The following is a 26,376-nucleotide window of genomic DNA, read 5'->3' as shown; positions in this document are numbered from 1 at the left end:
CATTTTACTCCGCCGGGCGCGGTCCAGCATCTAAACCGGAATTTTCAACTGTAAGTATAGGGCGAACAGTAATATCTTTATGTACACGCATTTGGCACGATAATCGTAAGTGGTCTTCAATTCCTTTTTCCGTAATAGCTTGTTTTTCATCATTTGTCGCCTCACAAAAATCACCTGCAATGACTTCAACTCGGCAAGTTGTACATCTGGCTTTGCCACCGCAACGATGAAGAATGTGTACACCGTTATCTTCAAGTGCTAATACTAATTTCGTTCCTTCTTTAATGTCAAAAGTTCTGGTACCTTCCACTGTTAATTTTGGCAAATTGATTCCTCCTCATGTAAAATTCTATATAACATATTTATGACCCGTATCCATGAACATAAACATAAAATTTATTAAAAGTACCGTAACTTTTTTATTTGTTCAATCGTTTAATAAGTAAGCGCTGAAAAGGAGTGGTTATTTTGTGCACAAAAGTAACTCAGGTTTTAAAGAATCATATCGATATGAATCATTCAAATATAAATTTATTAATTGAACATTATGCAGAGGTAAAAAGATACTGTACGTTTTTGACGAAGAATAAATGGGATGGGGAAGACCTTGCCCAAGAAGCAATTTGCAAAGTTCTTCAAAAGTATAGTGAGAAGAAAATTTGTATAACGCTTCTGTATAAAATTGCTCGAAATCAATGGTTAGATCAAATGAAATCAAAATCCGTTCAAGAAAAGTTAGAACAGCAAATTACATTTGAAGAACCACATGAAAAAATTGCAGATTTGCATGAAATGGTAGGGGAATTATTGTCTTCGTTAAATGTGCAACAGTCTGTAATTTTATTATTAAAGGATGTTTTTCAATATAGTATCGCGGATATTGCTAAAGTATGTTCGGTATCAGAAGGTGCAGTGAAAGCATCGTTATTTAGGAGTAGAAATAGGCTGAAAACTGTAAGTGAAGAAGGCATTGAAATAGTGGAGTACACGGATGATGTTGAAATCGTTGTAACTTCTATTCGTGAAGAAAGACCTGAATTGTTGACGAAACTTCTCCCAACAATAGACTTCACTAAGTTACCATCAATACAACCGGTGTTATTATTCAGTATGAAAAAACCTTCTTCTTACAGTTGTATGCTTAGTGCGGCATAAAATAGATGGAGGGATTTAATATGAATGCAATTCCTTACGTAGTAGAACAAACGAAATTAGGAGAACGCTCCTATGATATATATTCAAGATTATTAAAAGACCGAATTATTATGATTGGTTCAGAAATTAACGATCAAGTTGCAAGCAGTGTAGTAGCACAATTATTATTTTTAGAAGCGGAAGATGCAGAAAAAGATATATTCTTGTATATCAATAGTCCGGGCGGTTCAACGACAGCGGGATTTGCAATATTAGATACGATGAACCTTATTAAACCAGATGTGCAAACACTTTGTATGGGCTTTGCGGCATCATTTGGTGCGCTTTTACTATTAGCTGGCGCAAAGGGAAAAAGATTTGCGCTCCCTAACAGTGAAATCATGATTCATCAACCGCTCGGCGGTGTAAAAGGGCAAGCAACAGAGATTGAAATTACAGCAAAAAGAATATTGAAGTTAAAACATGATATTAACAAAATCATATCTGATCGAACAGGGCAACCAGTAGAAAAGGTAGCTCATGATACAGAAAGAGATTATTTTATGACGGCAGTAGAAGCGAAGGAATATGGAATTGTTGATGCAGTTATTGAGAAAAAATAAAATGAAACAGGCTAGAGAATATGATAAATTCCCTAGCTTGTTTTTGTCATTCTTTTACCCATTCATCAACTAAAGCTTGATTTTTTTTAATCCATTTTCGCGCGGCTTCTTCCGGATCTTTCGTTTTATTTAACATGACCATTAACGTACCAAGCTGTTCATCATTCATTTTCCATTTATCAAAGTATTTCACAATATCCGGATGATCTTTTTCGAAACCTTTACGAACGGAGTAATAAATGTCATCTTTTTCACCATATACTTTCTTAGGGTCTTTTAAATATTTCAAGTCAAATTCTGAAAAACCCCAATGCGGATTCCAAAGCGTAACAGCGATTGGTTTCTTTTTCGTATATGCCTTCTTTAGTTCGCTCATCATCGCAGCTTCTGAAGATTGGACAAGTTTTAATTTTATATCATATGCCTTCATTGCTTTATCCGTTAAATTCATAAGGCTACTACCTGGTTCAATCCCAACAATTTTATTATCTAGCTCATCTTTATGTGCGTTTAAATCTTCTATGCTGTTTATGTTTTTCATATAAGAAGGGACGACCAAACCAAGACCAGTGCCTTCATACCATTTTGATTTTAAGACAATGTCATCTTTATAACGAGCATTTAGCGGTTTATCAGTAACAGGCAGCCATACTTCTAAATTAGCATCAACATCGCCACGGGCGACGCCAGTCCAAATCGCAGCTTTTTCTAAATACATGAGCTCAACCTTGTAACCTTTGTCTTCTAATAAAACTTTCCACATGTTTGCAGTTGCAATATTTTCTTTCCAACTTGTTACACCAAGTTTAATTTTCCCTTTCGAATTTGCATTTGTTGCATTACATGAAGTGAAAATCATAGTAATAAATAATGCAAGGCATATAAGCCATATTTTCTTTCGCATCGAAAACCTCCTAAGTAACGTTTGCCTTTTTAAATAAATGTATAAGTAAGCATTCTTATTATGAACGGAAATGAGAATTTTAAAGAAAGCTTATGAATGTCATTTTTATGTAATATTTCTTTGCAAAATCGCAACACTATGTAAATACATGGGTAGAAAAGGAGTAGTGACATGGATAATACAAAGGTGCGTGTTGAAAACGTAACAAAAGTATTTGGGAAACACCCGCAAAGAGCGCTTACCTTATTAAAAGAAGGAAAAAGCAAATCAGAAATTTTAAAAGAGACAGGAATGAACGTTGGTGTGAAAAAAGCAACGTTTGAAGTATACACCGGAGAAATTTTCGTTATTATGGGTTTATCCGGTAGCGGGAAATCAACGCTAGTTCGAATGCTAAATCAATTAATCAAACCGACAGCGGGGCATATATACATAGATGGTGAAGACATTGCAACGATGGGAAAAGAAGAATTACGAAGAGTGAGAAGAACGAAGATGAGCATGGTGTTTCAAAAGTTCGCTTTATTTCCGCACCGTACAGTGATACAAAACGTTGCGTACGGGTTAGAAATTCAAGGAGTTCCAGTAGAGGAACGAGAAAATAAGGCGTTAGAATCACTACAGTTAGTAGGACTTGATCATCATAAAGATAATTACCCTAGTCAACTTAGTGGTGGTATGCAGCAGCGTGTTGGAATCGCAAGGGCACTAACGAATAATCCAGATGTATTACTAATGGACGAGTCATTTAGTGCATTAGATCCACTAATTCGAAAAGAAATGCAAGATGAACTGTTAGAGTTACAAGATAAAATGGAAAAAACAATTATATTTATTACGCATGATTTAGATGAAGCACTTCGAATTGGCGATCGTATCGCATTAATGAAAGATGGAGAAATCGTTCAAATTGGAACGCCGGAAGAAATTATGATGAGCCCTGCCAATGAATTTGTAGAGAAGTTCGTTGCGGACGTGAATTTAGGAAAAGTAATTACGGCGGAATCTATATTAAAACGACCGGAGACTTTATTAATTGACCGTGGACCGCGTGTAGCCCTTCAAATTATGAGGAATGCGGGTGTTTCTACAGTATATGTTGTAAACAAAAAGTATGAGTTCTTAGGTATATTAACAGCAGACGATGCGAGCAAGGCGGTACAAAAGCAGTGGCCAATTGCTGACTTATTACTTAATGATATTCCGCACGTTTATTTAGATACTTTACTTGAGGAAACGTATGCAAAAATGGCGGAGATGAAATATCCGTTACCAGTAATCGATGAGAAGAAAAGGTTAAGAGGAATTATTAAACGTGAAAGTGTCATTCAAGCTCTTGCAGGAAACATTGAGGAAGAGGTGAAGGACGATGAATAATATTCCGCGCATTCCATTAGGCGAATGGGTTGATTCATTTGTTGCAAGTTTATATGAGCACTTTGAAGGGCTGTTTCGAGGGTTCTCATATATTATCGGCGGATTCGTTGATTTACTCACTAATTTTTTAACAATAATACCAGCCATATTGATGATTATTATCCTATGTTTCCTCATTTGGTACACAACGAGGAAATTATCTTTAGTCATTTTTACGCTCATCGGATTATTATTTATTTTAAATATTAACTACTGGGCACAAACGATGCAAACATTAGCACTCGTACTTACGTCTGTTATTATTTCAATTATTGTCGGAATTCCAATTGGCATTTTAGCATCTCAAAATGAACGTTTCTCAAAATTTCTAAAACCGACATTAGATTTTATGCAAACAATGCCAGCCTTCGTTTATTTAATACCAGCCATTACGTTTTTTGGTGTAGGCGTTGTTCCTGGTATTATTGCTTCCGTTATTTTTGCAATGCCACCGACAATTCGCTTTACAGACTTAGGAATTAGACAAGTTCCAGAAGATTTAATTGAAGCAGCGAATGCATTTGGATCCACAGCATCACAAAAACTATTTAAAGTACAATTACCACTTGCAACTGGAACGATCATGGCTGGAGTGAACCAAAGTATTATGCTTTCGCTATCAATGGTTGTAACAGCTTCACTTGTAGGAGCGCCAGGACTTGGCGTCGATGTATATCGCTCTGTTACACAAGTAAATATCGGAATGGGATTTGAAGCTGGACTAGCTATCGTCGTGATTGCGATTATATTAGACCGCATTACACAAGGGTTTCATACAAAAAGAAAATAATGCAAAAAAACACACTTTATACAACAAAGTGTGTTTTTTTGCATTCGAATTACATACGAACAATAACAGAACCTCCAGCTGGTGCACAAACTTGGTTTTGCTGTTGTTCCATTGATTTAATTAAATGATTATTTTCCTCGATTAAGGAGATTAATTTAGCCAATTGGCTTTCAAGGCTTGCGATGCGCTGCATCATGTATTGCGAATCATAATGCAGTGTATTCCTTGCAGTATGAGGTGAGTAAACATATTGTTGATTTAAGTTTGGATTCCAATGAGGATGCATTTGAATCGTTCCTCCTTCAATGAATTACGAATCTTTCTTATAGTAAATGCCTATGTATATTTAATGGTTACTCGAAAATTTTTTCATAATAAGAGGAGTATGTACAGAAAATGGAAAAATATATTTTAAAGTATATTTTGGGGGAATATTCAAGTGAACAATGAATATATTAGAATATCATTACGTTTGTGTAAATGGATATTGAACAGGGAGAAATGATGGGAGGAGATGCAATTTTGTCTAAAAATAAAAAAAGAAATGATGCTATGACAATTGGTGTCGCTATAGGTGTTGTAATCGGTGTAATTCCTGGTGTATTTACTGATCATATAGCAATCGGAATAGCGATTGGGATTGCAGTTGGAATTGGGATTACAGTTTTGAAGAAATAATGTGTTGCAAACTTTTAATATGAAATTTGTTTAAATCGTAGAATATAAATTTATAGAAAAGATGACGATTCAAGAGATTGAATTTTCGGAATATAAACCCTATTTTTCCTTTTTATATGATATTATAAATGGAAAGGATGGTGATGGATATGTCAATAAACAATCAAGTAGAACAAAACTGCTTTATTTGCGAAAAACATAAAGGAAACATTACAGTTCCAGGTGGTGCTATATATGAAGACGATCTCGTATACGTTGGACATGTCCATTGGGATACAGAAGAAACATATCTTGGTTACGTAATGATTGATATAAAAAGACATGTACCTGGTCTCGCTGAATTAGCTGAAAATGAGGCAAAAGCATTCGGACTTATAACAAGTAGAATAAGTAAAGCGTTAAAAGAAAGCGAAGGTGCAGAACATATTTACACTTTCGTTTCAGGGAATGGTGTACCCCATATGCATATGCACATCATACCGCGTTATCCGAATACACCGAAAGAGTTTTGGTCACCAACTGAAGTAGCGGGATGGACAGGTGCACCGCATGGAGGTTCAGAGCAAATACAAAAACTATGTGAAAGAATACGAAAGTATATGGTAAATGAGTATGCATATAACAAATAATACACAATATTCATGGGTTGGAAGTAGAGAGATGTGTTTAGATGAAGTTTCGGTAAAGCAATATGGTGATATCGTACTTGGTAAATACGGCGGAAATATAAGTGCCAGAGCAAAAAAGAATGAAGACGGTGCATTAGTTTGGTCGAATGGTGATTGGGAATTCGCCGTTATATTAGACGGACATAATAGTGCAGAAAGTGTTGATTTAGTAGTAAATACAATCCAAAAAGAATATGAAAATATAAAAGCGATTATGAAAGAATCAATTAAAACAGTATTTCGATCTGTTGAAAATCATATACTTACAATTTTTCAATCACAATCATTTAAAGAAAAGTGCAAAAGAGTAAAAGGTGAAACAGCTTGCTTAATATGTATAAGAAAAGAAAATTATATATGGTGGCTATCTATTGGCGATTGTTTAGTTTATGTATTTCATGAAGAATTACATAAATTAGGACAATATACATTAAACCAACGTCAATTTTATGAATGGATTGGTAATGTAAATACATTTGATTTACCTATTCCGTGCTATTCAACAGGAATTCGTGAATTACGTACTGGAAAAAATCGAATTGTAATGGTTACAGATGGAGTATTAGAATGCGGCGAACGTCGTTATGAAACGCCATTAAATCTATATAATGACATGAATAGAAATAATATAGAACTTGACGAAAGTGTTCAGCATGTATTAGAGCACGTTCATCATCAATTCGGACGAGATAGTGCTACAATTATTAGTTGGGACGTTGAAAACAAAATGCATGCTACGTACCCAAGTGATCAGCCGGTGAAAAGGTAAAGGAGGAGACATCGCTGCTTTTAGTTAAAGGGGCTTTATTAGTATTATGGATCGTATTCTTAGTTTTTTTGGAAAAAGTAGTGAGAAAAAAATTAAATATACCGAAACAAACTGACTGGAATAGTAAATATGTAAACAACGCTCATAAATGGGGTACTAGGGCTCTTATCATTTCTTATATAATTGTAACGATGATATGTGCCACTTTAAATCCCGTTTATATTAGTAATTTACCCCTATTATTTTTAATAACTTTATACTGCTTTCAATCATATATGGAGTGGAAATATGATAAAGAATCGAGGGAATATGTCATTTCTTTAGGAACAGTTCCATTATTAATAATAACAGGAATTATGATTAATCTTTTCTTTTATAGTTATTGGATTTAATCCTATGTGGAATGAATGGGGAGACAAAATGAAAATACCTAAATTACGTGCTGAAGTAATGATTTTAAATGAAGATCATTCTAAAGTACTTGTACAATGTGATTTAAGTAAAACATTTTATCGTTTTCCAGGCGGTTCTATTGAATTTGGTGAAATAGCAAAAGAAGCAATAATGCGAGAATTAATGGAAGAATACGATTTGAAGATCGATGTTCAAGAGTTAGCTGTTGTAAATGAGCATATTTTTGAGTGGAACAACGAAAAAGGACATCATTGTACATTAATACATTGGGGAACGGTTGAAGAGATAATTACAAATGAAATAAGGCATAAAGAACATGAAGATATTATATTAATTTGGAAAAGTCTAGACGAATTAAAGGAGAAGCCAATATACCCTATAGGAATCTTAAATTATTTAGAAGAGAATAACTGTAATATCATCCACTTTATTTTAAATAATTCAATGAGTTAATAGGAGGAATGGAAATGAGAACCTATACGTTTTGGATTATAATCTTTGTTTTTTGTATAGTGGGCTACTTTTTAGAACAATTTTTAAGAAGAAAGTTGAATATGCCAAAGAAAGGCTTATGGGGATATAATAAACATGTAAATAGCTTACATAAAAAATTAGAAATAGGACTAATTTTTGTTTATTTAATAACTAGTTTTATTTATATATTCAAATTCGAAAGCGCTAATATTGCGTATGTCATTTTTACTTATTTAGGGGTTTCCTGGATTTTAAGAGCATGGATGGAATGGAAGTATGATAAAAAATCGAAAGAGTATATTATTTCGTTATTCGGATTAACTTCGTTTATCCTTATGATTTCGATGATGTTTTACTTTGTTCCACCTGCTGCATGACAAAATAATTATTGAAAGCACACTAATAATTTGGTGGAATTTTAAATTGTTTAGTAGAAAGTAATCATAATAAAATCAACTTTATTTCTAAAAATAAATTAGGTAATAGGAGGGAGCGAAATGGGAACCTCTGCTATTTTATTATTATTATTGTACTAGGTATAGGTGGTTACTTTTTAGAACAGTTTCTAAGAAAAAAATTGAATATGAAGAAGAGGGGGTTCTTCGGTTATAAGTATGTGAATAGTTTGCATATGAAATTGGAAATAGTATTATTTATTATTTATTTCATAACTTGTTTTACTTATGTAAATAGCGAAAATGTAGGATATGTTATGTTCATTTTTTTCGGAACTTTATGGACGTTACGGGCATGGATGGAGTGGAAATATAATAGGGAATCGAAAGAATGCATTCTTTCGATAATCGGCTTAGTTGCATTTATTATTATGATTGCATTGTTACTTTACTTCCAGCCGTTTTTAACGTAAAAGAAGAAAACAAGGGGATGGAGTGAAAAGCAACCATGTATCTGTTAGGTGATAAATGGTTGCTTTTTGTTTTGGAAATGAAAATATTTTCAGACGCTAGTTTTATCTAATATACATTTAATAAAACTAGCTTTGTCCTCCGCATACTTATGTTTATTGTTAGGGTTTGCTTGTGAAAGTCGAATCTTTAACTGCTCATACTGCATGCGAGCAGTTGTATTATTTCTTAAGTAATCTCGGAAACTTAATTGTTCTATTAAATATGTATTCTCTTGTTCATACATATGAATTTGATGAGTTCTTGGCTCGCCTTTGTTAAAATAGTATCTTTCAGGTAGTACATCTTTTCTGTATTTATAATTTAGTAGTTCTAACCCTTTAATACAGTTTAAACCGACCGTATAATCTCTTAATTCAATCGCAATATCAATAATAGGCTTTGCGCTTAAATGCGGGATGGAAGTACTTCCAATATGGTGTATCGCTAAAATGTATTTTCCAATTTGTTCCTCAATTAATTGTTTTTCTTTTGAAAACTCAAATTCCCACTCTTCGGACCACGGAACTAAAAACACTTTACCATAGGGTAAACCTAGCATTTAATTAGCACCCCTTACATATTTTTTCAATAAAGCCACTTACATCTTCTTAAAACTCCTCAAAACAAGAAACTCCCACAATCTCCAAGGAAGAACTTTCTTCGCAAAAATCATAAATTTTACGCCTTTTCCAATCGGATATCGTAATGTAGTACGTTTTGCGTCAGCAATTTCAACGATTTTATTAGCAACATCTATCGGATTACCAAATGTATCACTGCCGCTATTAATATGTTTTTGTATTTTATCCATATATTCTTTGTAAGGAGAAGTAGTTTCAGATTGATTTGTAGCTAGTTGTTTACCAACTTCCCATATATTGGTGTTATAAGAGCCTGGTTCCACTAATACAACATCTATTCCGAAAGGTTTTACTTCTAAACGAAGGGATTCACTCCATCCTTCTAATGCATATTTTGAAGAAACGTAAGGGGATAGACCAGGGAATCCAACTTGGCCACTAATACTGCTTATATTAATGATTTTTCCGCTTTTCTGTTCTCTCATATATGGTAAGACAAGCTGAGTGATTGATATAGCTCCAAAAAGGTTCGTTTCAAATTGTTTACGGTATTCCTCTACTGCAATTTCTTCTACAAAGCCCCCATTTGCATATCCTGCATTATTAATGAGAAGGTCTACTCTGTTTATTTCTTTTAAAAATAATTGGAAGCTATGTATAGAACTTTGGTCTGTTACATCTAATTGTTGAACTTTTATATTTTGTTGTAAGTTGAGTTTAGCAGCTTGAGATAGTAAGTTTACTTGCTTTTCAAGGTTTCGCATTGTAGCGATAACTAAATAATCTTTTTTTGCAAGTTCAAGTGTAGTTAATAGCCCAAATCCACTTGAGGATCCTGTAATAATTGCGATTTTTTTATTCATTTTCTGCCAGCTTTCTTTTTCTTTTATCATAACGAGTTATGATAAGAAAATCTATTATTCTAACATTCATTTTGAGAGAAGTACCCATTAATGTTATACGAGATTTTTTAATGATTTTTAAAAGAGGGAATTATTCGGACTCAGCGTATATAAAGAAGTGAGTATGAATACGTTAATGAAATGAGGGAAGAAAAATGGCCCATGTGAAAGATGTATTAGCAGATCAATTATTGGCGAATGCAAATGATCCTAGTTGGTATATTCCATTTTCAGATGCAGTGAAAGATTTATCTGAGAGAGAAGCTTTCTGGAAACCGAATGAAGAGAGTAATAGTATAGCTGAAATTGTACAACATTTACTGTATTGGAACTCAACGTGGCAAACTAGGTACAAAGAATCGAATGTTAATGCCGTGCCTGCTATTGGTGATAATAACAAAAGTTTTATGCTTTCAGATAATCAATCTTTCGATGAGTTAAGAGAAAAACTACTAGAGAAACTGTTACAATGGCAAAAGCTCATCAATGAAGAGAGGGTAGAAAGTGATGTAATTGGATTTCTAGTAAGTGCGAAGTGGTGGGAAGTGCTAGCAAACGTAACAACTCATAATGCTTATCATATTGGTCAAATTATTTATATCCGGAAGTTACAGAAGAGTTTTGATAATGAATAAGATAATAATTCTCAAATTAGGTGAACAAAAGTGGACAAAACGAGACAAACGTCTCATTTTGTCCACTTTTTTATTATGAAAGAAAAGAGAAAACCTATTAAATCAAGGATTAGAATTTGGCACAGTACTTGCAATATAAAAGATGAACAAGAAAATAGGAGGGCTGGACATGTTAAAAACAACTGAAAGTAAAGGGAATGAAATTTCGAAAGAACAAGCTCGTTGGATGTATGAAAAAATGTTAGAGATTCGTAAGTTTGAAGATAAGGTACATGAATTGTTCGCTCAAGGCGTGCTGCCAGGTTTCGTTCATTTATACGCAGGTGAAGAAGCGGTAGCAGTTGGTGTATGTGCCCACTTAACAGATAGTGACAGTATTACAAGTACGCATAGAGGACATGGACATTGTATCGCAAAAGGCTGTGATTTAAACGGTATGATGGCTGAACTTTTTGGGAAAGCGACAGGATTATGTAAAGGAAAAGGCGGCTCAATGCATATTGCCGATTTAAATAAAGGAATGCTTGGTGCGAATGGAATTGTAGGCGGCGGTTTCCCACTTGCTTGCGGTTCAGCATTAACAGCTAAATATAAAGGAACGAAAGATGTAAGTGTTTGTTTCTTCGGTGACGGAGCAAATAATGAAGGGACATTTCATGAAGGAGTTAATTTAGCGGCGATTTGGAAGTTACCAGTTATTTTTATCGCAGAAAATAATGGTTACGGTGAAGCAACGACATTTGAATATGCTTCAAGTTGTGATTCCATTGCAGATCGAGCGAAAGCTTACAATATTCCAGGTGTTCAGGTGGATGGGAAAGATCTACTTGCAGTATATAAAGCCGCGGAAGAAGCGATAGAACGTGCGCGTAATGGCGGTGGACCAACAATTATTGAATGTATGACATATCGTAACTACGGTCATTTTGAAGGGGAAGCACAAACATATAAAACTTCAGAAGAAAAAGAAGAGCATTTAAATGAAAAAGATGCGATTGTGCATTTCCGTAAGCATTTAATTCATGAAGGCTTATTAACAGAAAATGAACTTGTTGATATGGAAAAGGCAGTAGATGAAGCAGTCCAAAAATCAATTGAATTTAGTGAAAATAGTCCATATCCAGAGGATGCAGAATTATTAAAAGATGTATACGTTTCTTACAAATAAGAGGAGGGTGAAAAATAATGACTAGAACAGTAAGTATGTCAACTGCAATTAATGAAGCGATGAAAATTTCAATGCGTCGTGATGAAAACGTAATTTTAATCGGAGAAGATGTTGCAGGTGGTGCACAAGTTGATCACTTGCAAGATGATGAAGCGTGGGGCGGTGTACTCGGTGTTACGAAAGGACTTGTACAAGAATTTGGCCGAAATCGTATTTTAGATACACCAATTTCAGAAGCAGGTTATATGGGAGCGGCGATGGCAGCGGCGGCAACAGGTTTACGTCCGATTGCTGAATTAATGTTTAATGATTTTATCGGTAGTTGTCTTGATCAAGTATTAAATCAAGGTGCAAAGTTCCGCTATATGTTCGGTGGTAAAGCGAAAGTGCCAGTTACAGTACGTACGATGCATGGTGCTGGTTTTAGCGCAGCAGCACAACATTCGCAAAGTTTATATGCGTTATTTACGAGCATTCCAGGTATAAAAGTTGTCGTTCCTTCTACTCCGTATGACGCAAAAGGCTTATTATTAGCGGCAATTGAAGATGATGACCCAGTAATCTTCTTTGAAGATAAAACACTCTACAATATGAAAGGTGAAGTGCCAGAAGGGTACTATACAATTCCTTTAGGGAAAGCAGATATTAAACGCGAGGGTTCTGATGTAACAATCATCGCAATTGGAAAACAAGTTCATACAGCACTTGCAGCTGCTGAGCAATTATCGAAAAAGGGACTTGAAGTAGAAGTAATCGATCCACGTTCTTTATCACCGTTGGATGAGGATACGATTTTAGCATCTGTTGAAAAAACAAATCGGCTAATTGTTATTGACGAAGCAAATCCAAGATGTAGTATCGCAACAGATATTGCAGCAATTGTAGCCGATAAAGGATTCGATTTGTTAGATGCACCTATTAAACGAATTACAGCACCACATACACCAGTTCCGTTCTCGCCACCACTTGAAAAGTTATATTTACCAACGCCGGAGAAAGTAATTGAAACTGTTTCAGAAATGATTGGAGACCAATCTTTATTACATGTGTAATGAAACGATGAGAAGGGAGAGAGAAACATGGCTGTAGAAGTTGTAATGCCGAAGTTAGGTATGGCGATGAAAGAAGGTATTATTACGAGCTGGAATATTAAAGCGGGCGATCATGTAGCAAAAGGTGAACTAATTGCTAGTATTAACTCAGAAAAAATCGAAACTGAAATAGAAGCACCAGCTGATGGAACTGTTCTTGATATAGCTGTAAGTGAAGATGAGGGAGTTCCACCTGGTACTATAATTTGCTACATCGGTAAACCGAATGAAAAAGTAGAGGTTCATGAAAATATTCATGTTGTAGAAGAAAAAATACCTAATCCAGAACCTAAAAATGTACAACATCCAGAACCATATGCGAAAGAAATGGTGAAGCAAAGGGTCAAAATATCTCCAGTAGCGAAGAAAATTGCAAAAACCGAAAATCTTAATATTAGGGAATTAATTGGTACAGGTCCTGGCGGAAGAATTACAAAGGTAGATGTATTAAAAGCACTTGAAGAAAGAGTGACAATTCCAGAAGTACTAGAACAAGAAGAAAGCAAAGTAATTCCTGTTACTGGTATGCGGAAAGCAATCGCAAACCGTATGCATGCAAGCTTACAAAATAGTGCGCAATTAACATTAACGATGAAAGTAGATGTTACAGATTTAGTGGCTTTACATAAAGAAATAGCGGAAGTTGTACAAGAAAGATACGATAACAAACTAACTATTACGGATCTCGTTTCTCGCGCTGTTGTATTAGCGCTTGGGGAGCATAAAGAAATGAACAGCGCTTATATAGATGATGCAATCCATCAATTTGGACATGTTCATTTAGGTATGGCGGTCGCAATAGAAAAAGGATTAGTCGTTCCGGCTATTCGCTTTGCTAATAATCTATCTTTAGTAGAGTTATCTAAACAAATTAAAAACGTTGCACAAAAAGCAAGAAAAGGTAGTTTAAGTAGTGATGATATGCAAGGAACAACCTTTACAATTAGTAATTTAGGTAGCTTTGGAATTGAATATTTCACACCAGTATTAAATACGCCTGAAACTGGTATTTTAGGTGTGGGGGCAATTGAACATGTTCCAGTATATAAAGGGGAAAAATTAAGAAAAGGAAGTATGTTACCTTTAAGTTTAACATTCGATCATCGTGTATTAGATGGTGCACCAGCAGCTGCATTTTTACGCACAATTAAACGTTATTTAGAAGAACCTGTAACAATTCTTTTATAAAGAGAAGGTGAGAGAATGAGTAATTTAGTTGTTATTGGTGGCGGCCCTGCTGGCTATGTAGCGGCAATTACCGCGGCTCAAAATGGAAAAGATGTCACTCTTATTGATGAAGCTGATCTTGGCGGGACTTGTTTAAATGTTGGTTGCATGCCTACAAAATCTTTGTTAGAAAGTGCGGAAGTGCATGATATTGTGAGAAAAGCGAATAATTATGGAGTTACGCTTAACAAAGGAAGTATATCAATTGATTGGAAGCAAATACAAGCGAGGAAATCACAAATCGTATCGCAGCTCGTCCAAGGAATTCAATATTTAATGAAGAAAAATAAAATAAAAGTTATACAAGGTAAAGCAAAATTTGAAACGGATGACCGTGTGCGAGTTACACACGGTGATAAGGAAGATGTAGTAGATGGAGAACAGTTCATTATAGCGGCAGGTTCAGAACCAACTGAATTACCTTTTGCTCCATTTGATGGGAAGTGGATTTTAAATAGTAGCCATGCGATGTCCCTAGAAAATATACCGAAATCATTATTAATCGTTGGCGGTGGTGTAATAGGTTGCGAGTTTGCAAGTATTTATAGTCGGCTTGGAACAAAAGTTACGATTGTTGAAATGGCACCGCAATTATTACCTGGTGAAGATGAAGATATTGCAAATATATTAAGAGAGAAACTAGAAAATGATGGAGTAGAAATATTTACAGGAGCAGCTTTAAAAGGATTAAATAATTATAAGAAGCAGGCTTCATTTGAATATGAAGGAAGTATCCAAGAAGCCAATCCAGAATTTGTTCTCGTTTCTGTAGGCCGAAAACCACGTGTACAAGAATTAGATTTAGAAAAAGCAGGCATTCAATTTTCAAATAAAGGAATTTCTGTGAATGAACATATGCAAACAAATGTATCTCATATTTACGCAGCAGGTGATGTGATTGGTGGAATTCAGCTTGCTCACGTTGCCTTCCATGAAGGAACGACAGCAGCATTACACGCGAGCGGAGAAGATGTGAAAGTAAACTACCATGCTGTACCTCGCTGTATTTATACAGCTCCAGAAATTGCTAGCGTCGGTTTAAGTGAAAAAGGAGCAAGAGAGCAATTTGGTGATATTCTTATCGGAGAATTTCCTTTTACAGCAAACGGAAAAGCGCTTATTATTGGAGAACAGACGGGTAAAGTAAAAGTCATTGTGGAACCGAAGTACCAAGAAATTGTTGGGATTTCTATTATCGGTCCTCGTGCAACCGAACTAATCGGACAAGGAACTGTAATGATTCATACGGAAGTTACCGCTGATATTATGAGAGATTATATTGCAGCGCATCCAACTTTATCTGAAGCAATTCACGAAGCGTTATTGCAAGCGGTAGGACATGCTGTGCATGCTTAAATGGGATTATAATAAACCACTATTCTCTAAATGGATGAGAGAATAGTGGTTTGAATTTTTATAGAAGAAATTAAATACCCTATTACTTTTTAACGTCAATAGCTGAAGTTTTATCGTTCCATTCAGGAGCTAAATTAGCAGTTTTACCATACCAATCAGCGTGTTTAAATACAACACCTTTTCCATATCCTTGTGTAGAAGTATGCTCCCAAAGTGTTGTTGAATAACTTGCAGAAGGTGATGCTGTGCTTACAGAAGAAATTCTGTCATTCCAGCTAGAAGGTAAGTTTTTAAAGCCGCTACTCCTAGTCCACCAGTTAATGCAAAACCCGCTACTAATGTCCCTGCTATTAATTTCTTCAACATATAACCATCCCTTTTTGTTTGGATTTTTGTACAGGTGAATCTAAAATGCATTTTAATTATTGATTATTGTAAATGTTATGAAGTTTTAGAAATGAGAGGCGTAATATTTACAGTTTTGCATTTTTTCTTTAGAAAAAATAGTTATTGGAATGATATAATAAATATATATCTTTTTTATTGGATATTTAAATGTTATAGGAGGAAAGCCATTGAAGTATTTCAATAAAGATTGGTATAAAGAAATGCAAGTATCTGGATTTTTAATTTTCTCAGAAACATTAGAAGAATGGGAAGAGGTGTTGCGAGAGAGTGAAAAGGTAGGAATGGATTATAAGCAAAATTTGAGAGAAGATGTGGAAGAAAAGAAAGAAGATTTATTAAAGTTTCTACCTAAGTCACTACATCCATACATTCATGACAATACAATTAATTCAGAATACCCATCGGAAAAATTAAAGAAACTTATGCTTGAGTGGACAATAGATTATGAGAAAAGAATGAATGATTTAGAACAAGCTTATATAGAAAATTTTAATTCTATAAAAGAAAAACTCACACAGAATGTCGTTCAACTACATGAATACTCACTACATGACAGTGTAGTCAAATCAGTAGAGAAAAAATCAAAAGATACGCTAATTATTATTTTAGATTGCAGTGGTAGTTTTAGTGATTTTGAAAAGCTTCGACTTATTTTTAAAGGAGTTACGGAATGTTCTATGCCGAAAAAATTTGAAGGTGCTTGGTGGATGTGTCATGAAATAGCACTTACTGAAAATGGATTTGAATTGGGTGTGTTATTTGATTGCCCATTTGAAGAAGTAACGATTTGTGCAAAAGATGTATTGCTTGAGAAAAAATAACTTAGTTATTTGTATATTAATTTATAATAAAGAGAGTTTCTTTTGCTGAAATTTACAAGTTTGATAACAAAAAAACAGTCATTTAAGACTGTTTTTTATTTTGATACTAGATTATCAAGCTTCCAATATGTATTTGTTAATGGAGCAACTTTACTATCTATGTACAAATACATATTATTTAAATCTTTTGGTGAAGTTTTCATATTAAATACAATGTCAGTAGTTAAAGAGAACTCAGATGGAACCTTTTCAGCGTTCTCATTTTGTATAAATTCACCTTCGTATTTTCCACCAGTTTTTTCATCTTTTATGAAATATTTTATTTCTGTAAGATCTATTGTTTGTCCGTCAGCACGAGCGTTATTAATTGTAACACGAGCAGTAAGACGCCACTCTTTGTCTATTTTTTCAAATTTTGCATTTTCAACTGTTGCTCTATAGTATTCGTTTTTAAATATTTCCCCATAGTGCATTGCATTTTTTTCAAAAGCGCTCTTTTCATGTTTTGGTGCAGTATTTTCACTACATCCTGCCATTATTCCTGTAAATAATAATGCTGTACAAGTTACTTTAATTATAGATTTCATAGTAATCCCTTTCTGTATTAAAAAGTAAAACATAGGAATAATTTTACAACGACAAGGAGGTAAATAGAAGTATTTTAATAGAATATGCAAATGTACATTTATTTGGTGTTGAATGTAATGGGATAGAAAGAAGGAGAAAACCTGTATAAAGCGGAAAAAATAAGAATTGAAAATATTGTAAAACTGAAAAAGCATGCATATAATGAAAATAAAGATAAAATTTCTGAATCTTCAATAACGGTGGTGGGAAGATGTTTACTGAAGAGCGTAGAGAGAAAATTTTAGAGTTACTTAAGAAAGATGGAAGGGTAATTGCTAAAGATCTTGCGGAAAGTTTCGATATGTCTATTGATTCTATAAGAAGAGATTTGTCTATTATGGAGAAGGATGGCTTGTTAAAAAGAACACATGGAGGTGCAATCGAACTTGCTAGAGTAAGGAATTTAGCTGCCGAACCATCGAAACGTTATTGTAATAGTTCACTAGATGAAGGAGCGATTGCGAAAGTTGCTGCATCATTCATACAAGAAGGAGATTCCGTTTTTATTGGCGGGGCATCTATTCATTATGCGATGTTAAAGTATTTACCTGAAACATCATTTACAGTGATTACGAATGCTTTAGAAATTGCTAGTAAGTTACGGGAGTATAAGAATGTAGATACGTACTTAATTGGTGGAAAAGTGAAACCATCAGGAAATATGACAGATACACTTGCCTCAGAATTGATAAGTCGATTCTCAATTGATCTGTATTTTTCTACAGGTGGCGGCATTTCATCGAATGGTATAAGCACTGCAACGCCGGAAGTTGCTTATTTTGGAAAAACAGTAAGTAAAATTGCTAGAAGAAACATTTGTTTAGCTCCTCATAATAAACTCGGAATAAACTGCTTTATAAAAGGAGAGTCACTGAGAGAAATTGACCTTATAATAACAGATGAAGAGGCTAGTAAAGAAACGATTCAACAATTTGAGAAACAAGGTAAAGAAATTTTGATAGCACCAATAGACTGCGTTTAAAAGGAGTTTGAAATGATTATAAAAGGACAAGAGTTTCATATAAATGGATTAACTTATACAATTCGTTCTGCAGCTGAAACAGATGCAGAGCAGTTAGCGAAAATTAGAGTTCAGATCGATGGTGAAACTGAAAATATGGATAGAGAAGCTGGAGAGGGATTTATAGATAAGGTAGGGTTTCAAAAAATAATAAAAACAGATAGTGAAGAACTGAAGAATCTCTTTTTAGTTGCAGAAGTGCACAACCAAATCGTAGGATTTTCAAGATGTGAAGGATCAAATTTGAAGAGATTATCTCATAAAGTAGAGTTTGGTGTTTGTATTTTAAGAGAGTTTTGGGGATATGGAATCGGTAAGATTCTATTGCAACAATCTATTCATTGGGCTGATGAAAATGAAGTGAAAAAGATATCATTACAAGTGTTAGAGACAAACGAAAAAGCCATTCACCTTTATAAAAAATTAGGTTTTGAAGTAGAAGGTATACTGAAAAATGATAAAAGGCTATCGGATGGGAAGTATTATAATACGGTAGTAATGGGAAGGTTTATTAATACATTTCATAAAAGAGGTGTAGTGGAATGTTTTACAGAAGAAAGTACTATATAGTAAAAAATGAATTTATTGAAGTATTTAATGCTCATTTTAATAATACTAATTTACCTAATCAGTTAAAGCATGGCTCTCGACTAATAGGACGCTGGATGAAAGGCAATAATGATGGCACGACTGAAGTATTTGCAATATGGGAATATGATAGATATGAAGATTATGAAGAAATTGAAATGAAAATTAGAAGTGATAAGATGCATGTTAAAAGAATACATGATTGGTATGAAAAACATGGCGGGAAAGAATATGTTTTACGAGAGTACATACTAGAGATGAAAAATGAAGAGTTACTATGCACTGTAAAATGATAGGGAGTGAAGTCTAATGGGGATTAGAACGAAATTATATACTAGTTTAGCAGCCACTATTTTATTCGCAATAGCGATGGTAGTTTTCTTTATAAATAACAATCCGCAAAAGTGGTTTTGGTTATGTATTTTCTTTGGATCCATTATACAAAATATAGTGCTACTAAAAAAGAATAAAGAAACGCATTAAGATATTCAAATCATTAACATATTTGTGTCATCTTTCTAGTTGTATTGAAAACGCTTTTATTCAGTTTTATAATAAAAGTATGTTTTATAAATCTCCAAAACAATTAAAAGGGAGATGATACAATGTTAGCTTCACCGTTCTACTTACATACATGGAAAAAGTTTGTTGATGAAGGAGTCCTTGATTCGAACCGTATAAACGAAAGAATTTCAGAATCATGGCACCGATGTAAACGAGCAAATGTGAATCCTCATATGAATAAAGGTCAGAAAATTTTGTCTTCTAATATTTTTCAGGGTCAAAAGAAAAAAAGTGAAATCTTCCTTGATATAGCAATACCTCAAATACAAAATATGAGAAAAACCATTGATGAACTGCAAATGATGGCATTATTAATTGATCCAGATGGTTACGTTCTATCGTTAAGTGGAAATCAGCAAACGTTGAAAAGAGCGAAACATATTAATTTCATTGAAGGTGTGAAATGGACGGAGGCAGCTATTGGTACAAATGCGATAGGAACAGCGTTAGAGATTGAAGAGGCTATTATGATAAGTGGTACAGAGCATTATTCTGTCGCATCTCATAGCTGGAGTTGTGCGGCCGCTCCCATTCATAATGATGATGGGAAATTAATTGGTGTTCTAGATTTCTCCTGTCCAATTGAGTTTTCGCATCCATATATGCTCGGTATGGTAACTTCGATTGCACATGCGATTGAACGTGAATGTAGTATTCGAGTGCATCAAAATGAGCTACACTTAATCCATCGTTTTTTAGATGTAATTGACAGTGATGAACAAGTTGTTATTTGTAATCATCGCGATGTTATCGTTTCTGCGAGCAAGAGGGTTCGCGAACGAGTATGTAATTGGTCACGAATGAAACTTGAAGATTTAATACACAACGGATTGAAATCTAAATTAGAAGTACCAGTATATAGTAATGATAGAATGATTGGGAAATGTATTTATTTAAAGGAAAATAAACAGGCGAATTTATTTTCTAATTTCCCATTTATAAACGGCATTACTTTTCCTGGAGTTATTGGGACAAGCAGCGTATTTCAACATACTTTAGAAGAAATTAAGCTTGTTTCACCAACTGACGCTAGTGTATATGTATGTGGTGAAACAGGTGTAGGGAAAGAATATGTAGCGAGAGCGATTCATGAAAATAGTTCAAGAAAAAAGGGTCCTTTTATAGCTGTTAACTGCGGTTCATTACCGAAAGAATTAATGGAAAGTGAATTATTCGGTTATGCTGAAGGAGCGTTTACAGGTGCGCGGCGCCAAGGATATAAAGGGAAATTCGAACAAGCAGACGGAGGAACAATATTTTTAGATGAAATTGGTGAAATACCACCAGAGATGCAAGTAGCGCTATTGCGCGTTTTACAAGAGCGAACAGTAACACCAATTGGAAGTTCAAAAGAAGTACCAGTAAATATTCGTATTATTACTGCAACACATAAAGATTTACTACGTTTAGTAGAAGAAGGGAAATTCCGTCAAGATTTATATTATCGTTTACATGTTTATCCGCTATATGTTCCATCATTATTGGAGAGAAAAGAAGATATTCCATATTTCATACAACATTTTTGCGAACGAAAGAAGTGGAATATCGTATTTCCAAAGAGTATTTGTAAGCAATTTTCACAGCATACATGGCCCGGAAATATTCGGGAATTATTAAATGTATTAGAACGTATTTACATTTTGTCGCAAGGACGGGAAATATGCGAAAAACAAATCTCTTTTTTATTACAAACAATGATGGGAAATCAACATCAACTTGAATTGCAAGCTGAAAATAAAACAGAACATACATTAAATTTCCGTGAAAAAATACAGCGTGATAGTATGATTGAAGCGCTAGAAAAGACGAACGGAAATGTTTCATTAGCTGCAAAACTATTAGATGTGCCACGCAGTACATTTTATAAACGTATGCAAAAATTTAGGCTATAAAAGTAGATTTTTGTAATCTACTTTTTCTTTGTGGGCTCACGTTCTGTCGGAATGTGCGCTTGCCAGGGAAATAATAGAATTATTAGAAAGAAGATTTCCTGAAGGGGGTTAGCGTGTGAAGTATATTGAAATTGGTATCGGAAATAGGTGGTTCGTTCGAACGGAAACTGAAAATAAAGATGGAACTGAATTTGAGGAACGAGGAATTATAAAACCAATTTATTTTGAGTCTTTATACGTACGCATTTGGCTTCGGAAAACGTGTTTTATTTTTGATACGAAAGAGGGCTTTAAGAAAGTAAGAAAAAGTAGAGCTGAGTATAAGTTTATTGTTGGAATGGTGAGTAGGTTAAAACAATAGAATCAAATAGGTGGTGTTTTTATGATTAGAATTACCACATTCACACTCGCTATTATTATAATGGGCTATTCTATTTACAGTTGGAATGATGACTCGAAGCAAAGTATGCTTATTTTGCAATTATTGTTAGGATTTATGCTTGCTGGTATGGGGATACAAAACGTTAAGAAGGAGGAAAAAGAGAATAAGAATATGGGGTTGTTGTTTTTACTTACATCGCTATTTTGTATCATTGTATCGTTAATAAAATATTTAAAATAAACTGTCACTTAACATGTTGAGTAACAGTTTATTTTTTTGAAGTTTTCTCATTAAAAATATTAGTTGCTGTTTGGTACATTTCTTTATCAATACAAAATCTTTCTGTTATCCAATAAGCAAGTTCAGAAGAGGTAAGGCTATGTTCTCTTTTCTTACCTTGGAAATATCGTTTTAAAATATTATCATTAATAGAAGTTGGAATGCCATCGATATAACCGAAAATCTGAATTTTCTTTAATACAGGAGAAGAATGCCAGTCATTAGACTTTTTAATGAGTTCTTTCATACTTGTTAAATGTATTGGCTCTGTATTTAAGATTTTTGCTGGACCTGGATCTCTAGTAATTTCAATCCTATTATTTGAAACTTCATAAGAAAAAGTCTCTCTTACATTACTTACTTGAAATGATTCATATAGTGGATAAGCTTGAAATAAAGGTGCACAGTAACCAACATCAACGTAGTAAGGCTGCTCTAAGTTAACGCGTAAGCATAAATGTCCGGGATTCATATACAAATAATGAACGTCAAAACCAAGGTTTGATAATAACCAATGGAATCCAATCGAGCACGTCCAACAAGTACCCCCCAGACCTTTTGTTGTAATACGGTTTATGTATGTCTCAATGGAAGGAAAATAATTACTTGTTTCATTACCTTTTTCCCAGTCAATTATTTTAGTAAGAGTTTCCCACTTTACTTTCTCTTGATGAGCTTTAACAAGTTCATTTAAAAAATTTAAACTTACAGGCTTTTTTGTAACGGATAAAAACGATAGAAACTGATTTGTTGGTTTCTCTTGTGACATTTGATCTTCCTTTCTTTATAGAAGTTGATATTAATAATATTATATAATAATTGTTAGAAAATACAGTTATTTATTGTGGGGGGAGAAAATCAAATGCCAATGTCATTATATTATAAAAGACTTCGTGAAAAATTAGGATCTGAACTTATTTTTATGCCGAGTATAGCTGCTGTTATTAAAAACGAGCAGGGGGAAATCTTATTCCAATATCCTGGAGGAGAACACTGGAGTTTGCCAGCAGGGGCAATCGAACCAGGAGAAACACCAGAAGAAGCGGTTGTTAGAGAAGTGTGGGAAGAAACAGGATTAAAAATAAAAGTGAAAAAAGAAAAAGGGGTATTTGGAGGGAAAGAGTTTCGTCATACATATTCGAATGGGGATCAAGTAGAGTATATTGTTGTTGTATTTGAGTGTGAAATTATCGGAGGTGGGTTAAAAGCAGTTGATGGAGAATCTGTAGAACTAAAATATTTCCCTTTATCTGAAAAGCCACCTCTAGCATTACCGTATCCCAATAAAATATTTTTATAGATGTAAAATAGCACACCTTATGAATAAATGGTGTGCTATTTATATAGACCTGTCGTATACATCACTGTCAATGTATGTACAACTTCTTCTAAATTTAGCTCTTTATCATTTTGTACGATTTTCCAAAGAAACGTTTCATTCATCGCGAACCAGCCACGTGCTACAATCTCTTTATTTAATTCAGGCTGCGCCAAGCCACCTTCTTGAGAGTAAGTAATATCCTGTGTAATACTTTTTATAAAGCGTTCACGAATCTCATCCCATTTTTGACTTATCTCTCTTGATAATCCTATTGCTTCTTCGACAACTTGCAAAATATCCCGTTCTTCTTCCGCTAATTGTAAGAATGCTCTAACTTGACTTTGAATCATATCACATGCTTCTAACTTTGTTTGAGGGGAAAAGGAGCGATCTGCAATATCATAAAAGCGATTCATCACACCTTCCATCAAAATAATGAGGAGAGCATCTTTGTTTTTAAAATATACATATGCTGTTCCATAACCAGTTTCTGCATGTTTAATAATTTGCGTGATTGTAGTTTTCTGAAATCCGTTTTTTATAAAAATAGTATAACCGGAATGTAATAGTTTCTTTTTTGTTTCTAAGGAGCGGTGTTTTCTTGTTGAAAGAGTAGAATTTTTCAAGGAATCACCTCTTTATACTGAAATATCTGAAAATATAATTTTATTGTAAAAGAAGTTCGTATATAAAGTCAACTGACATAATATCATTGACGTTATATCAATTTAAGTGATATATTTCAATTAGTTAGAATAAAAAGAAAATTAAAAGAAGGTGACACCATGTATAAAGAACCATTTCAACCAACTTATGAGTATGCGCTTGAATGTGATAAACATGATGAACTGAAAGATTTTCAATCTGAATTTTATAAAAAAGAAGGAATAATATATTTAGATGGTAACTCTTTAGGGTTACTTTCAAAAAGAGCAGAGAAATCGTTACTTACCTTGCTAGATTCATGGAAAGAGTTTGGGATTGATGGATGGACTGAAGGTGAGCATCCGTGGTTTTTCCTTTCGGAGAAATTGGGTGAATTGACAGCACCTCTTATTGGGGCTTTACCGGAAGAAACGATTGTAACCGGTTCCACGACTGCGAATATACATCAAGTTATTGCGACTTTTTATGAGCCAAAAGGAATACGAACAAAAATTCTTGCGGATGAATTAACTTTTCCGTCAGATATTTATGCACTTCAGAGTCAAATTCGTTTAAAAGGCTTAGATCCAGATGAGCATTTAGTACGAGTGAAAAGCCGAGATGGAAGAACACTTTCTGAAGATGATATTATTCATGCGATGACCGATGATATCGCTTTACTATTATTGCCTTCTGTACTATATAGGAGTGGACAAATTCTTGATATGAAGCGATTAACAGCTGAAGCTCATAAGCGTGGTATTCATATCGGTTTTGACTTATGTCATTCAATCGGCTCCATTCCGCATCATTTTAAAGAGTGGGATGTAGATTTCGCTATATGGTGTAATTATAAATATTTAAATGCAGGTCCTGGTGGTGTTGCAGGCCTTTATGTAAATAATAAACACTTTAATAGACTCCCAGGATTATCTGGTTGGTTTAGTTCTAGAAAAGATAAGCAATTTGATATGGAGCATTCATTAACTGCGGCTGACCATGCTGGAGCTTATCAAATAGGGACACCTCACGTATTAAGTACTGCACCATTAATCGGTTCTCTTGAAATTTTTAAAGAAGCTGACATTGAAAAGTTACGTGAAAAATCATTACATATTACGAGATATATGCTTGATTTAATTGAACATGAATTAAAAGGCTTTGAATTTACAATTGGAAATCCATTAGAGGATGAAAAACGAGGCGGGCATATTTATTTAGAACATGCTGAGGCGGCACGTATTTGTAAAGCGTTAAAAGCAAATGGGGTTATTCCTGACTTTAGAGCTCCAAATGGAGTTAGACTTGCGCCTGTTGCTTTATACAATACGTATGAGGAAGTATGGAACTCTGTACAAATTTTAAAGAACATTATGAAAGACGAAGAATATAAAAAGTTTGAAAATAAGCGAGAGGTTGTGGCGTAAGCATGAAAACATCGCAGTGGATTGATATTTCGCAACCGTTAAATAATGATATCGCGACGTGGCCAGGGGATACATCTTTTTCATATGAAGTTTCATGGTCAAAAGAAAACAGTGGTTCAGTAAATGTCGGAAAGTTAACGATGAGCATTCATACAGGTACTCATATTGATGCACCTTTTCATTTTGATAATGACGGTAAGAAGGTATTAGATTTAGATATAGATGTATTTATAGGTACAGCACGAGTTATCGATGTTTCAGGGCTGGAGAGTATCGGTAAAAAAGAATTAGAAAGTTTTAACTTAGAAGGTGTAGAGCGACTATTGTTACGTACATCTTCACATGGAAAAGCGCAAGAGTTTCCAGAAGAAATCCCGTATTTACGTGCTGATATTGCACCATTTCTTTCAAGTAAGGGTATTCGTTTAATTGGAGTAGATGTACCTTCTGTTGATCCTTTAGATGATAAAGAACTAGCAGCGCATCATCAATTATTTAAACATGGAATACACATTTTAGAAAATGTCGTACTAGATCACGTAGTAGACGGCGATTACGAACTTATTGCATTACCACTTGCATTAACAGATGCGGATGGGAGTCCAGTTCGAGCTGTTATTAGACCAATATAAGTAGAAATGAACACAAAGGGGCGTTTGGCTA

The 26,376-nt window shown here is 34.2% G+C and carries 35 protein-coding genes and 1 pseudogene; 27 read left to right on the top strand and 9 right to left on the bottom strand.

What is annotated here, in order from left to right:
* Window positions 1–4 precede the first annotated feature (4 nt).
* Entirely contained in the window at window positions 5–325 is a 321-nt protein-coding gene (locus LUS72_RS13795) for a 2Fe-2S iron-sulfur cluster-binding protein (protein ID WP_097829386.1), read from the bottom strand.
* A gap of 143 nt (window positions 326–468) precedes the next feature.
* Here LUS72_RS13795 and LUS72_RS13790 point away from each other — a divergent pair, with 143 nt between their 5' ends.
* The gene (locus LUS72_RS13790; protein ID WP_097829385.1) at window positions 469–1,155 is read left to right on the top strand and encodes an RNA polymerase subunit sigma-70; all 687 of its coding nucleotides are present in this window, start codon (window positions 469–471) and stop codon (window positions 1,153–1,155) included.
* A gap of 20 nt (window positions 1,156–1,175) precedes the next feature.
* Entirely contained in the window at window positions 1,176–1,757 is a 582-nt protein-coding gene (clpP, locus tag LUS72_RS13785; RefSeq protein ID WP_002147396.1) for an ATP-dependent Clp endopeptidase proteolytic subunit ClpP, read from the top strand.
* A 46-nt stretch (window positions 1,758–1,803) separates the two neighbouring features.
* Here clpP and LUS72_RS13780 read toward each other — a convergent pair whose 3' ends face one another.
* Window positions 1,804–2,661 (bottom strand): glycine betaine ABC transporter substrate-binding protein, encoded by an 858-nt coding sequence (locus tag LUS72_RS13780; protein WP_097829384.1) that lies wholly within the window; start codon window positions 2,659–2,661, stop codon window positions 1,804–1,806.
* A 171-nt stretch (window positions 2,662–2,832) separates the two neighbouring features.
* Between LUS72_RS13780 and LUS72_RS13775 the strand changes: the two genes are divergently transcribed.
* Window positions 2,833–4,038, top strand: a complete 1,206-nt coding sequence (locus tag LUS72_RS13775) for a quaternary amine ABC transporter ATP-binding protein (RefSeq protein WP_000370622.1) — start codon at window positions 2,833–2,835, stop codon at window positions 4,036–4,038.
* Window positions 4,031–4,867: an ABC transporter permease gene (locus LUS72_RS13770; protein ID WP_097829383.1), complete on the top strand. Its 837-nt coding sequence runs from the start codon at window positions 4,031–4,033 to the stop codon at window positions 4,865–4,867. Before LUS72_RS13775 ends, LUS72_RS13770 begins: the two co-directional genes overlap by 8 nt.
* A 49-nt stretch (window positions 4,868–4,916) precedes the next feature.
* Here LUS72_RS13770 and LUS72_RS13765 read toward each other — a convergent pair whose 3' ends face one another.
* Window positions 4,917–5,153 carry a hypothetical protein gene (locus LUS72_RS13765; RefSeq protein WP_128280232.1) on the bottom strand — a complete coding sequence of 79 codons (237 nt, stop codon included), beginning with the start codon at window positions 5,151–5,153 and terminating at the stop codon, window positions 4,917–4,919.
* A gap of 218 nt (window positions 5,154–5,371) precedes the next feature.
* Between LUS72_RS13765 and LUS72_RS13760 the strand changes: the two genes are divergently transcribed.
* The 7 genes from LUS72_RS13760 to LUS72_RS13730 all read left to right on the top strand — a co-directional run bounded on the left by LUS72_RS13760 (window position 5,372) and on the right by LUS72_RS13730 (window position 8,738).
* Window positions 5,372–5,545, top strand: coding sequence for a glycine zipper domain-containing protein (locus LUS72_RS13760; RefSeq protein ID WP_097829382.1), 174 nt, complete (start codon window positions 5,372–5,374; stop codon window positions 5,543–5,545).
* A gap of 137 nt (window positions 5,546–5,682) precedes the next feature.
* A complete protein-coding gene (locus tag LUS72_RS13755) occupies window positions 5,683–6,174 on the top strand; it encodes an HIT family protein (RefSeq protein ID WP_141533400.1) in 492 nt (163 codons plus the stop codon).
* Window positions 6,158–6,982, top strand: a complete 825-nt coding sequence (locus LUS72_RS13750) for a PP2C family serine/threonine-protein phosphatase (protein ID WP_097829380.1) — start codon at window positions 6,158–6,160, stop codon at window positions 6,980–6,982. The genes LUS72_RS13755 and LUS72_RS13750 overlap by 17 nt, the downstream gene beginning before the upstream one ends.
* Window positions 6,983–7,050: 68 nt before the next feature.
* Entirely contained in the window at window positions 7,051–7,374 is a 324-nt protein-coding gene (locus LUS72_RS13745; protein ID WP_097829379.1) for a DUF4181 domain-containing protein, read from the top strand.
* Window positions 7,375–7,402: 28 nt separating this feature from the next.
* Window positions 7,403–7,849 (top strand): NUDIX domain-containing protein, encoded by a 447-nt coding sequence (locus LUS72_RS13740; protein ID WP_097829378.1) that lies wholly within the window; start codon window positions 7,403–7,405, stop codon window positions 7,847–7,849.
* Between the two features lie 14 nt (window positions 7,850–7,863).
* Entirely contained in the window at window positions 7,864–8,247 is a 384-nt protein-coding gene (locus LUS72_RS13735; RefSeq protein ID WP_097829377.1) for a DUF4181 domain-containing protein, read from the top strand.
* A 140-nt stretch (window positions 8,248–8,387) separates the two neighbouring features.
* On the top strand, window positions 8,388–8,738 hold the full coding sequence (locus LUS72_RS13730) for a DUF4181 domain-containing protein (RefSeq protein WP_141533390.1): 351 nt from the start codon (window positions 8,388–8,390) through the stop codon (window positions 8,736–8,738).
* Between the two features lie 89 nt (window positions 8,739–8,827).
* On the opposite strand, the gene LUS72_RS13725 is transcribed toward LUS72_RS13730, so the two are convergent.
* Together LUS72_RS13725 and LUS72_RS13720 are read right to left on the bottom strand one after the other, a co-directional pair.
* Window positions 8,828–9,337, bottom strand: coding sequence for a GrpB family protein (locus tag LUS72_RS13725; protein ID WP_097829375.1), 510 nt, complete (start codon window positions 9,335–9,337; stop codon window positions 8,828–8,830).
* A 39-nt stretch (window positions 9,338–9,376) separates the two neighbouring features.
* Window positions 9,377–10,222, bottom strand: coding sequence for an oxidoreductase (locus tag LUS72_RS13720; RefSeq protein ID WP_218011733.1), 846 nt, complete (start codon window positions 10,220–10,222; stop codon window positions 9,377–9,379).
* A gap of 194 nt (window positions 10,223–10,416) precedes the next feature.
* Between LUS72_RS13720 and LUS72_RS13715 the strand changes: the two genes are divergently transcribed.
* From LUS72_RS13715 to lpdA, 5 genes are all read left to right on the top strand, one after another.
* Complete coding sequence (locus LUS72_RS13715) at window positions 10,417–10,896, top strand: DinB family protein (protein ID WP_097829373.1); 480 nt, start codon at window positions 10,417–10,419, stop codon at window positions 10,894–10,896.
* Window positions 10,897–11,065: 169 nt separating this feature from the next.
* Window positions 11,066–12,064: an acetoin:2,6-dichlorophenolindophenol oxidoreductase subunit alpha gene (acoA, locus tag LUS72_RS13710; RefSeq protein WP_097829372.1), complete on the top strand. Its 999-nt coding sequence runs from the start codon at window positions 11,066–11,068 to the stop codon at window positions 12,062–12,064.
* 17 nt (window positions 12,065–12,081) lie between these two features.
* Entirely contained in the window at window positions 12,082–13,116 is a 1,035-nt protein-coding gene (acoB, locus tag LUS72_RS13705; RefSeq protein WP_097829371.1) for an acetoin:2,6-dichlorophenolindophenol oxidoreductase subunit beta, read from the top strand.
* Window positions 13,117–13,143: 27 nt separating this feature from the next.
* Window positions 13,144–14,343: a dihydrolipoamide acetyltransferase family protein gene (locus tag LUS72_RS13700; RefSeq protein WP_264446483.1), complete on the top strand. Its 1,200-nt coding sequence runs from the start codon at window positions 13,144–13,146 to the stop codon at window positions 14,341–14,343.
* 15 nt (window positions 14,344–14,358) lie between these two features.
* Window positions 14,359–15,738 (top strand): dihydrolipoyl dehydrogenase, encoded by a 1,380-nt coding sequence (lpdA, locus tag LUS72_RS13695; RefSeq protein ID WP_097829369.1) that lies wholly within the window; start codon window positions 14,359–14,361, stop codon window positions 15,736–15,738.
* An 82-nt stretch (window positions 15,739–15,820) separates the two neighbouring features.
* On the opposite strand, the pseudogene LUS72_RS13690 reads toward lpdA, so the two are convergent.
* Window positions 15,821–16,042: pseudogene (locus tag LUS72_RS13690) on the bottom strand (hypothetical protein); the annotation flags it as partial.
* 271 nt (window positions 16,043–16,313) lie between these two features.
* On the opposite strand from LUS72_RS13690, the gene LUS72_RS13685 reads away from it, so the two are divergent.
* Window positions 16,314–16,967: a DUF4085 family protein gene (locus tag LUS72_RS13685; protein ID WP_097829368.1), complete on the top strand. Its 654-nt coding sequence runs from the start codon at window positions 16,314–16,316 to the stop codon at window positions 16,965–16,967.
* 95 nt (window positions 16,968–17,062) lie between these two features.
* Here the strand turns inward: LUS72_RS13685 and LUS72_RS13680 are convergent, their stop codons facing one another.
* Window positions 17,063–17,554, bottom strand: coding sequence for a hypothetical protein (locus tag LUS72_RS13680; RefSeq protein WP_264446478.1), 492 nt, complete (start codon window positions 17,552–17,554; stop codon window positions 17,063–17,065).
* Between the two features lie 251 nt (window positions 17,555–17,805).
* On the opposite strand from LUS72_RS13680, the gene LUS72_RS13675 reads away from it, so the two are divergent.
* The 7 genes from LUS72_RS13675 to LUS72_RS13645 all read left to right on the top strand — a co-directional run bounded on the left by LUS72_RS13675 (window position 17,806) and on the right by LUS72_RS13645 (window position 22,281).
* Window positions 17,806–18,576: a DeoR/GlpR family DNA-binding transcription regulator gene (locus LUS72_RS13675; RefSeq protein ID WP_097829366.1), complete on the top strand. Its 771-nt coding sequence runs from the start codon at window positions 17,806–17,808 to the stop codon at window positions 18,574–18,576.
* 12 nt (window positions 18,577–18,588) lie between these two features.
* Entirely contained in the window at window positions 18,589–19,185 is a 597-nt protein-coding gene (locus tag LUS72_RS13670) for a GNAT family N-acetyltransferase (RefSeq protein ID WP_097829365.1), read from the top strand.
* A complete protein-coding gene (locus tag LUS72_RS13665; protein WP_097829364.1) occupies window positions 19,158–19,496 on the top strand; it encodes an NIPSNAP family protein in 339 nt (112 codons plus the stop codon). The genes LUS72_RS13670 and LUS72_RS13665 overlap by 28 nt, the downstream gene beginning before the upstream one ends.
* A gap of 16 nt (window positions 19,497–19,512) precedes the next feature.
* Window positions 19,513–19,686, top strand: coding sequence for a hypothetical protein (locus LUS72_RS13660; protein ID WP_170961014.1), 174 nt, complete (start codon window positions 19,513–19,515; stop codon window positions 19,684–19,686).
* A gap of 122 nt (window positions 19,687–19,808) precedes the next feature.
* On the top strand, window positions 19,809–21,659 hold the full coding sequence (locus LUS72_RS13655; RefSeq protein WP_097829363.1) for a sigma-54-dependent Fis family transcriptional regulator: 1,851 nt from the start codon (window positions 19,809–19,811) through the stop codon (window positions 21,657–21,659).
* 115 nt (window positions 21,660–21,774) lie between these two features.
* A complete protein-coding gene (locus tag LUS72_RS13650; protein WP_097829362.1) occupies window positions 21,775–22,020 on the top strand; it encodes a DUF3977 family protein in 246 nt (81 codons plus the stop codon).
* A 21-nt stretch (window positions 22,021–22,041) separates the two neighbouring features.
* On the top strand, window positions 22,042–22,281 hold the full coding sequence (locus LUS72_RS13645) for a DUF3953 domain-containing protein (RefSeq protein WP_097829361.1): 240 nt from the start codon (window positions 22,042–22,044) through the stop codon (window positions 22,279–22,281).
* A gap of 28 nt (window positions 22,282–22,309) precedes the next feature.
* On the opposite strand, the gene LUS72_RS13640 is transcribed toward LUS72_RS13645, so the two are convergent.
* The gene (locus tag LUS72_RS13640; protein ID WP_097829360.1) at window positions 22,310–23,089 is read right to left on the bottom strand and encodes an arylamine N-acetyltransferase; all 780 of its coding nucleotides are present in this window, start codon (window positions 23,087–23,089) and stop codon (window positions 22,310–22,312) included.
* Window positions 23,090–23,182: 93 nt separating this feature from the next.
* Here LUS72_RS13640 and LUS72_RS13635 point away from each other — a divergent pair, with 93 nt between their 5' ends.
* Window positions 23,183–23,620 carry an NUDIX hydrolase gene (locus LUS72_RS13635; RefSeq protein WP_002147436.1) on the top strand — a complete coding sequence of 146 codons (438 nt, stop codon included), beginning with the start codon at window positions 23,183–23,185 and terminating at the stop codon, window positions 23,618–23,620.
* Between the two features lie 35 nt (window positions 23,621–23,655).
* Here the strand turns inward: LUS72_RS13635 and LUS72_RS13630 are convergent, their stop codons facing one another.
* Window positions 23,656–24,267, bottom strand: a complete 612-nt coding sequence (locus tag LUS72_RS13630) for a TetR/AcrR family transcriptional regulator (RefSeq protein WP_097829359.1) — start codon at window positions 24,265–24,267, stop codon at window positions 23,656–23,658.
* Window positions 24,268–24,426: 159 nt separating this feature from the next.
* Here LUS72_RS13630 and kynU point away from each other — a divergent pair, with 159 nt between their 5' ends.
* Together kynU and kynB are read left to right on the top strand one after the other, a co-directional pair.
* Window positions 24,427–25,713, top strand: a complete 1,287-nt coding sequence (kynU, locus tag LUS72_RS13625) for a kynureninase (RefSeq protein ID WP_097829358.1) — start codon at window positions 24,427–24,429, stop codon at window positions 25,711–25,713.
* 2 nt (window positions 25,714–25,715) lie between these two features.
* Entirely contained in the window at window positions 25,716–26,345 is a 630-nt protein-coding gene (gene kynB, locus LUS72_RS13620) for an arylformamidase (RefSeq protein ID WP_097829357.1), read from the top strand.
* The last annotated feature ends 31 nt before the right edge of the window (window positions 26,346–26,376 follow it).

The sequence above is a fragment of the Bacillus cereus genome (genome assembly GCF_025917685.1).
Lineage (GTDB): Bacteria > Bacillota > Bacilli > Bacillales > Bacillaceae_G > Bacillus_A > Bacillus_A cereus_AT.
This window is presented reverse-complemented; position numbering and strand designations above follow the sequence as displayed.